This is a genomic window from Sphingomonas faeni, from assembly GCF_040407565.1.
Classification (GTDB): Bacteria; Pseudomonadota; Alphaproteobacteria; order Sphingomonadales; family Sphingomonadaceae; genus Sphingomonas; species Sphingomonas faeni_F.
The window spans coordinates 1-12,120 of the sequence record NZ_JAPZPR010000013.1 but is presented as its reverse complement, the minus strand read 5'-3'; the positions used below and the strand labels follow the sequence as shown (position 1 = coordinate 12,120).

Annotated in this window: 10 protein-coding genes; 6 read left to right on the top strand and 4 right to left on the bottom strand. The window is 60.3% G+C overall.

Going from position 1 to position 12,120, the window contains the following annotated elements; all coding sequences use genetic code 11:
* The first annotated feature begins 35 nt into the window (after positions 1 to 35).
* Both O6Y00_RS20075 and O6Y00_RS20070 read left to right on the top strand, forming a co-directional pair.
* Positions 36 to 1,307, top strand: coding sequence for a YihY/virulence factor BrkB family protein (locus tag O6Y00_RS20075; protein WP_353444307.1), 1,272 nt, complete (start codon positions 36 to 38; stop codon positions 1,305 to 1,307).
* A gap of 110 nt (positions 1,308 to 1,417) precedes the next feature.
* Positions 1,418 to 1,942 (top strand): DUF937 domain-containing protein, encoded by a 525-nt coding sequence (locus O6Y00_RS20070; RefSeq protein ID WP_353444306.1) that lies wholly within the window; start codon positions 1,418 to 1,420, stop codon positions 1,940 to 1,942.
* A 408-nt stretch (positions 1,943 to 2,350) separates the two neighbouring features.
* On the opposite strand, the gene O6Y00_RS20065 is transcribed toward O6Y00_RS20070, so the two are convergent.
* On the bottom strand, positions 2,351 to 2,761 hold the full coding sequence (locus O6Y00_RS20065) for a DUF3597 family protein (RefSeq protein ID WP_353444305.1): 411 nt from the start codon (positions 2,759 to 2,761) through the stop codon (positions 2,351 to 2,353).
* 153 nt (positions 2,762 to 2,914) lie between these two features.
* Between O6Y00_RS20065 and O6Y00_RS20060 the strand changes: the two genes are divergently transcribed.
* Positions 2,915 to 3,505 carry a DUF4142 domain-containing protein gene (locus O6Y00_RS20060; RefSeq protein ID WP_353444304.1) on the top strand — a complete coding sequence of 197 codons (591 nt, stop codon included), beginning with the start codon at positions 2,915 to 2,917 and terminating at the stop codon, positions 3,503 to 3,505.
* 154 nt (positions 3,506 to 3,659) lie between these two features.
* Positions 3,660 to 5,528, top strand: coding sequence for an AI-2E family transporter (locus O6Y00_RS20055; RefSeq protein ID WP_353444303.1), 1,869 nt, complete (start codon positions 3,660 to 3,662; stop codon positions 5,526 to 5,528).
* Between the two features lie 324 nt (positions 5,529 to 5,852).
* Here the strand turns inward: O6Y00_RS20055 and O6Y00_RS20050 are convergent, their stop codons facing one another.
* Both O6Y00_RS20050 and O6Y00_RS20045 read right to left on the bottom strand, forming a co-directional pair.
* Positions 5,853 to 7,820 (bottom strand): alpha/beta fold hydrolase, encoded by a 1,968-nt coding sequence (locus tag O6Y00_RS20050; RefSeq protein ID WP_353444302.1) that lies wholly within the window; start codon positions 7,818 to 7,820, stop codon positions 5,853 to 5,855.
* A 387-nt stretch (positions 7,821 to 8,207) separates the two neighbouring features.
* Positions 8,208 to 8,525 carry a hypothetical protein gene (locus O6Y00_RS20045; protein WP_353444301.1) on the bottom strand — a complete coding sequence of 106 codons (318 nt, stop codon included), beginning with the start codon at positions 8,523 to 8,525 and terminating at the stop codon, positions 8,208 to 8,210.
* 293 nt (positions 8,526 to 8,818) lie between these two features.
* Between O6Y00_RS20045 and O6Y00_RS20040 the strand changes: the two genes are divergently transcribed.
* Together O6Y00_RS20040 and O6Y00_RS20035 are read left to right on the top strand one after the other, a co-directional pair.
* Complete coding sequence (locus O6Y00_RS20040; protein WP_353444300.1) at positions 8,819 to 9,151, top strand: hypothetical protein; 333 nt, start codon at positions 8,819 to 8,821, stop codon at positions 9,149 to 9,151.
* A 1,082-nt stretch (positions 9,152 to 10,233) separates the two neighbouring features.
* On the top strand, positions 10,234 to 10,638 hold the full coding sequence (locus O6Y00_RS20035; RefSeq protein WP_353444299.1) for a BLUF domain-containing protein: 405 nt from the start codon (positions 10,234 to 10,236) through the stop codon (positions 10,636 to 10,638).
* Positions 10,639 to 11,448: 810 nt separating this feature from the next.
* On the opposite strand, the gene O6Y00_RS20030 is transcribed toward O6Y00_RS20035, so the two are convergent.
* Positions 11,449 to 11,571 (bottom strand): hypothetical protein, encoded by a 123-nt coding sequence (locus O6Y00_RS20030; RefSeq protein WP_268796156.1) that lies wholly within the window; start codon positions 11,569 to 11,571, stop codon positions 11,449 to 11,451.
* Between the last annotated feature and the right edge of the window lie 549 nt (positions 11,572 to 12,120).

Sequence of the window (12,120 nt, the reverse complement as noted above, 5' to 3'; positions counted from 1 at the left end):
ACCACTGGTTCGCTTGCGTAACAAGGGGATCGTGTATGGCCGGCACTACCGAAAGCGAACGGAGAGGCCACGACGCGGTCAGTCCCTGGGCTATCCCGGCGAAAGGCTGGAAGGACATCGCCCTGCGAGCGTGGAAGGGGGGGGGCCAGGACAATATCAGCTTGGTCGCCTCCGGCGTGGCGTTCTGTGGCGTGCTCGCCATGGTGCCTATGCTGGGCGCCGTCGTGCTGAGCTATGGGCTCGTTGCTACACCTGCTACGGTGATGAAGAACGTCCAGTCGCTGACGTCCGTCATGCCGACAGATGCTGCCAAGCTGATCGGCGAACAGCTGGCCAACGTTGTGACGACATCGGACGGTAAGAAGGGGTTCGGCCTTCTGCTTGCGCTCGGCATCGCGTTGTACGGCGCGATGAAAGGCGCAACTGCGCTTATTACCTCGCTGAATATCGCCTATGACGAAGAGGAAACGCGCAGCTTCGTCCGGCTGAACCTTATCGCACTCGCCATCACCGCCGGGGCGGTGCTTATCGCCATCGTCGCTATCATCGCGATAGCCGCAATGGGCAGTCTGGATACGCTGTTCCCCGCGGCCCCTGCCATCGTTCTCACAGCGGGCAAAATCGTTTCCTATGTGATCATGGCTGGCATGGGAGCGGCAGCCGCGGCGACGCTCTATCGCTACGCGCCCAATCGCGATGAGGCGAAGTGGACCTGGCTGACGCCGGGCTCTGTACTGACGACAGTGCTGTGGCTGGTCGTTACCCTTGGCTTCGGGTTCTACGTGGCAAACTTCGGCAGCTACGACGCGACCTACGGCTCGTTGGGAGCCGCGATCGTGTTGCTGACCTGGCTCTACTTGTCCGCCTACATTTTGCTGCTCGGTGCCGAGTTCAATTGCGAGCTGGAGAGACAGACCACGCAAGACACGACCAGGGGGCCTACTAAATCGCTCGGCGATCGCGGAGCGTATGCAGCCGACACGGTGGCTTCCGGACCGGAGATAGCGCCGCAGCCAGGACCAGGGCCGCAGCCCTCAAATGGTGACAAGGAGGTATCACGAGCCGCACCGTCTACGCCTTCACCTTTGCATGAGTACGCTGCCGGCCGCATGGTTGTGCGTGCAGCACGCGTAACCGGCCTGGGTAAAGTCGGCATTGTACCTTCCGTCATCGTTACTGGCGGGCTTGTTCTCCTGCGACGCCGTGACAAGGCGCTTATGGGGGCAGGGCTGCTTGTTATCGGGGGAGGGCTTAGTTGGCTATCCGGCCGACCCGTTGACTCAGATACGCCCGAACTTCCTGAGTAATATTGCGCAGACAGCGCAAGCCTGCCGATCCAAGGTCCTAGCTCGATCGAAGGTGACCGGACCTATAGGTCCCAGCATCTGTTGGTACCGGTCACAACAAGGAAGCCGACATGAATCTCAATGACCTGCTGCCTGATGCTGGCATCGATGCACTCGCCGCCCAACTAGGCATACCGCGTGAGCAAGCCCAGCGCGGCGCCGAGGCGCTGCTGCCGTCGGTTCTGGGCGGCATGGGGAATAACACGACGCAGTTAGACGCCCATGTGAACACGCTTGGCGGCGCAGACCTTGCAGCGAACGTGTTGGGCAACGAGCCGACGCAGATCGATCGCGGTAATCAGATCCTCGGCGGTATCTTTGGGTCGAAGGACGGCAGTCGTGAGGTCGCCGACAACGCGGCGCAGAGCAGCGGCCTGGCGCCCGACCTTCTGAAGCAGATGCTGCCGATCCTGGTCATGCTGGTGGCAGGCCATCTGACAGGGCGCTCAGCCGGGCAGCAAGGTGGCCTTGGCGGGATCCTTGGATCTGTACTCGGCAGCCTGGGTGGCGCTGGAGTCGCAGGCGCTGCGCCCGGGGGCGGTCTTGGCGGCGGACTGGGGGGCATTCTTGGTTCGGTCTTCGGCGAGCGGCGATAGAGCCGTCCGGACATAAGACCGTCCTGCTCGATCAAATCGGTCGACTTGAGGTCCACGAACACCTCGTCGCCACAGGGCTACGGCACGGCGATACCATCGACGGCATGACTGGGGAGCGCATGTGATGCGGAGACGAGGAAACAAGCGAGCCGGTCCTGTGGCAATTATCATCTTCGTGATGATCGTGGCACTCGTCGTCACGATCTGCTGGCTCGCCGCGCGTGGATTTGCGAAAGAACCAAATGGACCACCGCGTGGTAGTCAGACGCTGCCAGCTCAGGCAGCGCAGGGGGCCGTAGCTGCGACGCCTTCGAACGCTAGTCCATCTCGGTAAATTGAGGGCGGTCAGCCAGCAGTCTAAGGCTGGAGGGGACCGCATAGTGGGCGGTCCACTCCGGATCGGGCGCGTTAGTTGCGCAGGTTGTCTGGAACGATACCGCCGTTATCGGCAAGCTTCTGCATCACTGCCTTATGGAGGGCGATGTTCTGCTCGGCCGAGCCATCGGCTGCTGCATGGACATTCAGTTCGGCAGCGAGTTCCTTGCGAGCCGTCAGGCTGGAATCCAGGTCCAACAGCTTCAGAAGATCGACGATCGAGCTCTGGTAGTTGCCCCCGCCATCTTTCATCGATGCCATCTCGCTGAGGACGGCACCGACGTCGACAGACTGCTGCGGCGCTGCAGGGGCGGGCTGGGCGGTAGCGGTCGGGGCGGCCTGTGGCGCAGCTTGGGGCGCAGCGGCAGGAGCCTGAGCCGGCGCAGCGGCCGGCGCGGCTTTGTGATGGAAAACCTTGTTCATGATCGTGCTGAAGATGCTCATAGCCGTGTCCCGATAAGGCCGGCAGCTGTGCCGGCAGACGGCTAGAACGAACGCGCGTTACGATCGGTCCGAAGCTCGTTGCTGGGGCGGAACGGTCCAATCAGGGCACGCGTTTAGCGGGCAGCGGCAATATGCGAGCAGATGGAGAGTATGATGAACTTCAAGACCCTGGCACTGGTATCGGCAGCGGCCCTGTCATTGGCCGCATGCGGCAAGAAGGCCGACGATACGACCGCCGTCGATAACAGCACCTACGCCAACACGACTGCCACGGACGTGAATGCAGCCGGTTCCAATGATGCCATGGCAGCACCGGCCTCAGGTGGGCAGGCTTTCGTCAACATGGCGGCTGCAAGCGATGCGTTCGAGATCGAGACCTCGAAGCTGGCCGTAACTAACGGCGCATCTGCTGCGGTGAAGAAGTTCGCTGGCCAGATGATCACCGCACATGAGGGGTCGACTGCAAAGCTGAAGGCGTTGACGGCAACGCTGTCGCCAGCTTTGACGCCCAACCCAGCGCTGAGTGCTGAGCAGCAGCAGAAGCTTGCTGATCTGAAAACCAAGCAGGGCACTGATTTCGACACCGCGTACGCAGCGGCCCAGGTCGCCGGGCATCAGCAGACGCTCGATACGCTCAAGGGATATGCTGCAACCGGCGACGTGTCGCAGTTGAAGACGTTTGCCTCGGGATTGGCACCGACGGTTGCGGCGCATCTCAACATGGCGAAAGCGCTCAAGTCCTAGGTAGCGTCCCAGACGATGAAGTATGAAACCGAGAGGGACGCCAAGTGTGCCTCTCGGCTTTGCCCGTCCTGACGTCAGGACGGATACAACGAAAAATGCTTCGTGGCGGGTCTCGACGTGACCGATACGCGAGCCCCGGCAGGAAGGTTTCCGCATGAGCAGCCCCGACAACATCGCTGGCTACAAGGATGTCGTGACCGGTAGCCGCGAAGCGCCCGCGGACAATCCAGGAGCGGCTCAAATCCGCTCGGCCTCGGCGCCTGAACTCAAGACGCTGGCCGGCGTGGCCGTTGGCACGCTCGTCATCGCCGCCCTGTATTTCGGTCAGGAAGTGCTCATTCCGATCACCCTGGCGGTGATGCTCTCCTTCGTTCTCTCACCGGTTGTCAACCTGCTGCAGCGTCTGCGTCTCTGGCGTGCGCCGGCCGTGATCCTGACCGTCATAGCGGCCTTGGGTCTCTTGGGCCTGTTCGGCGCGCTCATCGGCAGTCAGGCCGCGTCGCTGACGGTGAACGCGCCGCAATACGCCCGCACGATCGAAGCAAAGGTCCAAGGGGTTCAGGGCTTTGCGGTCGCACGCCTAGCCTCGATCACCAAGGAACTGGGGGGCAAGCGACCAACTACCCCACCTCGTGCGTCCACGCCGACGCTGGCAACACCGTCGGCTCCGACGACGGCCGAGCAACGCCGCCCTATCCCGGTGGAGGTCGTTCAAGGCAGCACGTCGCCGTTCGCGATAGCACGAACGGTTCTCGAACCCATCCTAGGCCCGCTGGAGACGACGGTCATCGTCCTCATCGTGGCGATATTCGTCTTGATGCAGAAGGAGGATCTGCGCGATCGGTTTATCCGCCTGTTCGGATCGAGCGACCTGCACCGCACGACGCGCGCCATCGATGATGCCGGTCAGCGCCTCAGCAAATATTTCCTCTCACAGCTGGCTGTGAACACGTGTTTCGGTGTCGTTATCGCTCTTGGTCTGTGGCTGATCGGCATACCGTCGCCGGCCATGTGGGGGGTGATGGCGGGGCTGTTGCGCTTCGTGCCCTATATCGGGCCGTTCCTGGCAGCAGTGGCTCCTGCGGCCCTTGGTGCGGCCGTGGATCCAGGCTGGGGCATGGCGCTGGAAGTCGTAGCCCTCTTCGTGATCATCGAGCCGCTTACCGGTTATATGGTCGAACCACTGCTCTATGGCCACTCGACAGGTCTTTCGCCTGTGTCGGTGATTGTATCGGCGATCTTCTGGACGTGGCTTTGGGGGCCGATCGGGTTGATCATGTCCACACCGCTGACGCTATGTCTGGTGGTCATGGGCCGCCACGTGAAGAGCCTGGAATTCTTCGATGTCCTGTTGGGTGACAGACCGGCGCTGACGCCTATCGAAAGCTTTTACCAGCGCATTCTAGCTCGGAACCCGGACGAGGCTTTGGCACAGGCGGAGATGCTTCTCGCTGACAGATCCCTCACCGAATACTATGACGGGGTCGTGCTTGAAGGGTTGAAGCTGGCAGTCGAAGACGAAGCGCGCGGGACAATCGATCGCGCCGGTGCGGCGCAGATGACCAAATCGATGATGTCCGTGATCGAGGACCTACAGCCAACGTCCGGGGCAGCGCCGTCTGACACCACAGCAAACGCCGAAACGGTCGCCTGCGTTGCGGGGCACGGTCCGTTCGATGACGCGGTAACTGCTATGCTTACGCAGTTGCTGGGGCAGCAAGGGGTGCACGCGAAGCGTATCCCCAATACCGCAGTGTCCCGAGATGCGGTGCAGACGTTGGATCTGACCGGGATTGATGTGATCGCCATCTCTTACCTGGAGGTGACCGGTTCGCCAGCGCAGTTGCGTTACCTTGTCCGGCGCTTGCGTGCCCGAGCGCCGGACGCTCGCATCGTCGTCGGCCTATGGCCGCAGGGGGAAGCTTCCCTCAGCGATGCGGCAATCCAACAAGCCTTGGGTGCGGACCGATACGTAAGTTCGCTACACGACGCAGTGGAGAACATTGTCGGTTGGGGATTGTAGGCAAAGAGGCATTGTACGTCACAACTCACTGTCGCGTGGTCGCGCTGACTCTTCCTGTAACGACCGGATGACCAAGCGGGTGAGATACAAGAGTACGGTGATGAAGGCTAGGTAGACAGCGGTAATCTCGGTGCGCGGCATCCAGCCAGCCGCGCACAGAGGATGCGTTCCGTAGCAGTACAACCAGGTAGCGCTGAACAACATGACAGCGTACCCTACGGTCGAGATACCGATCAGGAAGTAAGCCACGGCCCGGACAAGAAATAAGCGCATCACGAATAGACGCTACCGTTCTTATCGACCACCGACAACCCGCCTCCAATGCTAAGTCAGCCAGTCGAAAGCCCGCTTCAGTTGCGCCGAACCATTGCTCTCGAACGGTCGACCGTGAGCGAAGATCACCCGGTCAGGCTCGAGCGCCACAATCGCTTGCACCGCCTTTTTAGCGTCCGCGCCACCTAGCCGTACAGGTAGCCGCAGGTAACGTGCGGTAGTGCCCTCGGTGGCAGCGGAAGCCTTCATCAATAGCCGCGCGACAGGTGGCAGCTTGTCAGGATCGAGGTTCTCGATGAGGTCGACGAGCACGAGAGTCTTGGTCTGCCGGTGGAAGAACCAGACTTCGTTGAAGCCAGCACCCCCTGGCACAACGCCCTGATCAAGTGTGTCTGCCCATTCGACTGGAGCCGTCTCACCGAGTTCAGCATCGAACCGCACCGATGATGCGTGGACCTGCGCCCGGTCTTGTAGCCCAGGCGCTGCCCAAGTTGTTGCATCAGGGTAGGCGCGTTGCCAGTCGGCAAGGAAAGTCCAGTGCGCGATGTTGGGTGCGACGAGATGCCGCACCCGCCCAAGTGCCTCGACGGCCTTGGCCACCTCGGCCGAAAAGGGCGTTGGCGAGTGCAGCAATAGATCGCCGTTTACGAGCCGGAGGATCGTCATGCGCACAGGTAAAGTCAGGCCCATCGCGTTTATTGGCCCGCTGTCGACGATCCAAACACCCTCGGCAAAAGCTTTCGGGACATCCAATGGTGGATAGGTCGCGCGGTGCCGGGCGTCTTTATTCTTTGGACGTCGATTAGCGCCTGCCAACGCGCAGAGACCTATGGCCGCAACACCAATAAAACCAGCCGCGCCGGCCAACCGACGCCGTCTGCGGGCTTTTGAAGAAGCTTGGGCGGCAAAGAAGCGTCGCATATCGGCGAGCAGGAGCTCTGGTTGTTCCAGCGCCGCGAAATGGCCGCCTGCCGCCATCTCGCTCCAGTGCACGATGTTGTAGGTCTTGCGAGCATGCGAACGCGGGGGCGGTGGGAAGACCGGATCAGGGAAGGCTGCGACGCCGGTCGGTACCTTGATACGGCTGCCGGCGGGAAATTGGCCCGACCCCTCCAATACGCGACCGCGATACATCCAGGTCGATGTGATGAATGACCCCTCGACAAGGTAGAGCATGATGTTGGTGAGGAGCGTATCCTCGTCGAAGGCCTGCCAAAGATCGGGCCGGCCCTGTTCGTCGCGCGGCACGTCCGCCCATGCGCCGAACTTTTCCAGGATCCAGGCGGCAACACCGACGGGGCTATCCGCCATGGCGACGCCGAGCGTCTGCGGACGTGTGCCCTGCTCTTGCGAGTAACCAGTCTCCTCCTTGGCTAGCGTTGCACGTCGAGCTGCCCAGGCGAGTTCGTCGGGCGTTTTCGGCGATACGTCTGCCGCCTGGATGAGGACCATGTTGAGGTGCAGCGCGCCGATGGCTTCAGGATGATCGTGCGCCATCCAGCTTCCGATTGCTGCGCCCCAGTCGCCGCCTTGCACCAGATAGCGAGCATCACCGAACAGTTCGGTCATCAGGCCATGCATGATCTCGCCAGTTCGGCGCGGCCCGATCGGCGCGGCAGGACGCCCGGAGAAGGCGTAGCCCGGAAGCGAGGGCACGACGACGTCATGGCCGTCGGTGACCAGCGGAGCGATCAGCGCTTCGAATTCGATGAAAGAGCCCGGCCAGCCGTGCAGTAGAAGCAGCGGTGGACGCGAACCATCACCACGCGCATGAATGAAATGGAGCTTTTGTCCCAGCACTTCGCTGGTGAAGTGGGGTAAAGCATTCAACCGACGTTCCTGCGCACGCCAGTCGAACCGAGTACGCCAATAGTCCACGAGCCGCTTGAGGTCTGCGAGGCCGACACCCGACTGCCAGCCTCCGGCGTCCGGCAGCGCCCCCCAGTCGAATGATGCAACTTTAGCGTAGATGAGGGCGAGCCGCTCGTCGGGTACTGCAATCGTAAAGGGCTTTGCCATCTCGTGTCCTAGCGTTTCAAGGGGAGGCGCCCCTTCTCAAGGCGTAGTAACGCACTCGCGTACGTCGCGTTCACATCCGCGGGCAGCCAGCACACCTTGTGCAGCTCGCGAGGCTATCATTCTTTAGACGTAGCCGAATTGGCAGAGCGGTGGAGGATAGCCGTCCGAAGTAGGTGTCGCCAAAAGTACGAAGCGTACGACGTGACGGACATCAGCTAAGCTGGGCCCCAAGCCGAACCGAATACCATCGATCCGGTCGACTGGGTCTACGACCTAATGTTCGGTGGAAAAGTTTGGCTGTTTCGTCGTCGCAGGGGGTGACCGGGTCGGTCATTTTCGCCTTCCTCAATTGACGAACAGGCAAGAGGTTCTCTCGTTCCGCAAAGCCTACTGCTTCGTTTCGTCTGACGCGACCGCGCCAATCGTCATCGCCAGCAGCGCGGCGCCGCGGTGTTCGTGGTCGAGCTTCAACAGGCGGACCCAGTGCGCGATATGCTTGCCTGCCGCCTCAACGCCCTTGCGTTGCAGCTGCGGGGTGGTCAGGTTCGTATCGTTCTGGATTACCGACGCGATCGACAGCGCGAAAAACTCTATGATGTCATCGGCGATCAACGCGTCATCGGCAAAGTTAGCAGCAAGGTACTGCATGACGATTGGCATGATTTCCTGGAAAAGATCGATTTTGGTCTGGCCGTCGACCTTCATGCTGTCTGCAGGCATGCTGGCGCCTTCCGTTCTCGACATGTATTGCTTGAGACCGTGAAACGGAAGGCAGGTTCGATCTCCCTCGCCATCATCGGAGCCGTCATGAATCATCCACGCGAATGGTTTCAGCCAAAAGTCGTAGGGATTGGCTGGTCTCCTCGAACCTGGGAAGGGTGGGCGATCATCGTTTCTGTGATCGCGGTTGGCGCAGTTGTCGGTCGGGTCAATCTTTGACCGGTAGAGACCCAATGACGCCATATTGCACGCGGTGAAAAACTCGGTTTAGGCTCCGCATGGAAAACACAGCATCGCAGTTCGATCTTCTTGGCCAGCTTCGTTCGCTGATCGTCCAACGCAACGAGGCAGCAAAGGCGTTCGACGTCTTCAAGCAGGACGCGGTGCTAGCGCCAGCGCCTGACATTCCTAACAATGAGGTCTCTTCCGACGAAGCGGCGGACGTGGCGGCAGAGGAGGTCGACACGTTCAAGGCTCAGACTGAGGGCCTTCTGGCCAGCGCAACGGACGATGAGCTTTTGGCCGCGTACCGGCAGACCGAAGGCGAGGTGGGCGATCTTGCGGCTGAGGCGCTACGTGATGAGCTGCGGCGTCGGAATCTCGAAGAGTGAACCGACCAAGTGCCAATCAGGTATCTTTATATGTGTAGCCGATCGAGTATGTCAGATCGGGAGGTGTGGGAAAAGGCGTCCACTATCGCGGCAGCGTTTGGCGAGGATGAGCCCGAGCGCTTCACAGAACGGCTCTTCGACATTCTTCGTAATACCACCAATCCACAGGACTGGCGTCGTGTCGCGGCCGCGGTTGACGTCATCGCTGGAGCGTCCCGGCAATAGCTTCGGTTGAGCGTCGCTCCGTCGCCTCTATGACGCCAACCGAGCATTTGATGATGTACTGCGCCGGTTTGGCTCGCTGACGCCAGCATGAGCGGTGGTACGCCCAGTCGCGGGGCAGCTGGATCGTGTATTACCGGCAAGTAGGAGTGATGATGGGAAAAGGAGCAGCTTGGTGAAGCGCTTAGTGTCGGTTCAGGGGCAACACGTAGAAGTTTACGTTGAAGAGGCCGAACCTGGGCGGTGGAAGGCAACGGGAGAGTATGGCGGTAAGATTTGGAGCGTGACCAGCACGACAGCGAACCGTGCGGCGTCAAATTGGGGCATCGCCGTTGGGCAGCTAGACCCGGCACACCGTAACGAGCTGCCCCCGGAGGCCGAACGCTAGGCACGCCGGGAGCTCTAGGAATGCCACGTTACGCCAGCGGGGAGCGAAACCTACACCGTCCTTGCCGCTGTCGCCATACGTATCTTTAAGTGAGCCGATGTCGTCCGCGGGCGTTCAATCTCTGCCAGGGCCTATGCAAAGCGTCCTCGCTGACCCGCATCGTGTTTCTCTTGGCTATCGAGGCGGGTCGTCATGCCTGGGTCGGACTTAAGGCTCGCGGTTTATCGACGACGTACGCGTCCTAAATAAACAGTATTGCGTACCTATCGGTCCGCGGCGCGGTTTTGGTCCTACGTTGATCCGTTGCGAGGCTCATTATTTGAGCTACCAAGGCGGCCAGCCTATCCATTTTTCCCAGCAGTTTTCCGGAAAAGCTGGCCGTTCGTGAGATCGACGAAGCACGCCGCAATTCGCGTACATTGACCTTGCGTTTAGATTCGCTTGTTACTCCTCCTCACGGAGGAGCCCTGGATTGATACGTCTCATTTACATCAGCACCGCCCGATCGGAGTTATCCGAGGTCGAGCTTGAGGCGATTTTACGCGTTTCGAGGCGCAACAATGCCGCAGTAGGGGTGACGGGTTTGCTGATCGTTGGCGGACGCCGCTTCCTTCAGGCGCTCGAAGGACCAGCCGACGCAGTCACTCAGACGTACGATCGCATCAAGGCTGACGGACGTCATTTCGCTGCAGTGACATTGGACAGCCGCGCAATCTCAGAGCGCAGCTTTCCCGGTTGGGCAATGGGGCATCAGCCTGGCAAATCTTTGCGCGGCGATGGTGCAGTTGCAGACGATGTGGCGGCATTGATCACGCCGATCTCGGATCCCACCACGCATGCGTATTTCGCCGAGTTCGCCAAAAACCATGCCGCCTGAGGCGCGCAAATGCCGGACGTTCAGCGCTGCGCCTACCGTGTAGCGGACTGAGAAACACCATCCTCCAAGAACCCGTTATCCTTTATCTGAAGGCATAACGTGGCCCCGTAGCGTCCCTTGAGCGTTTGAACGCTACAAAGGAGACCGACATGCCGAGCAGAGAGAAGATCACGGACGGTGCCAACGAGCGCGCCATCGACGAGCCGATCGCCGGCACTGCGCCAGGCATCCCCGACGATGCGCTTTTGCCCGGCGGAGAACTACCGGAGGAGCCAAGTAATGAGGAAGTTGCGCGGATAGCAGCGAAGCTTGGGGCACCTGACCCAAACCCGTAACGCCCTAGGCCTGCGATAAGCCTGGCGTTTCCGGATCGATCTGGATGGAATCGTCAGCAGGTTCGAAGCGAAGGGTCCACCGAGGGTAGCCTCCTGGTGCGATCTCGATATCGGGAAGGCCGACCGGGTCGGAGCCGGTTTCTACCCAACCAGCGCCGTGGCAACGATCGCAGGCTGTGCGCTTGCAGCGGAAGCTAACGAGATCAATCTCGGTATTCCACTGCCCCCTTCCTTGGCAGACCGGGCACATGGCATCGAGGCTCCCCTTACGTGGCTGGAGCGGAACGATGTCGAAAGCGTGGGGGCTATCCGGACCGTCGCAATAGACGATGTTGCTGGCGTGGGGCATGCTCCTCAGTCGCGGAGCAGTCGGCTCAATGCAATACCGCGTCTGTGCATTTGGGGCCGAACAATCAGTAAATCAGCGACCATCGATCAGGTCAGAATTATCTAAACAAGTCATTTGAAGCACGTTTCAATTCTGGCCACCATCGCCGTCGGAGGGGCGGCCGTGAGTGAAGATCACTCGGTCCGGCGCCGCAGCGATCAGGACGCGGAAATGACTGAGCGTCGGGCAGGGGAGAACGAACGTTCTCACGATGTCACTGTGTAAGGCGCTTATTCGAGCAGTCGACGACCGGCCGGGCCTCCGCCGACTAAATCCGGGACGCCTCGCGAAATTATGACGGCGTTGTCATGATCCCACATCTGACAAATTCCCTGTTGACGTTCCTAAGCTGCTCTCTTAGATACGTCGAACCGCAGCGGAGTGCCTCAACGGCTACCGCGACGGTCGCAAAAAACCAGATGCTCCAAGCTTTCCGAGAGGGAGGTTATGCGAGTGTCGGCATTTTTGTCGGCTCTTTGACATTGTAGGTTAAGATGAAGGGACATGTGGGCGGCGGCTTGCGGTTTCTGGGGTCCTCAAGGCTTCGGAGTATCGTTTAAAGCTAAGTCGTTCTCATATGTCCTTCACATATTCCATATGTAATGGACGCTCTGTCTGGCTTTGGTCGGGTAGGGTGTCTGAATGATATTGTGCAGAGCGGCTCCTTGAGATGAGCTGGTTGATCGTGGAATTCCACTGCGATTGGCTGGTGACATAAACTTGAGAGTTTGATCATGGCTCAGAATGAACGCTGGCGGC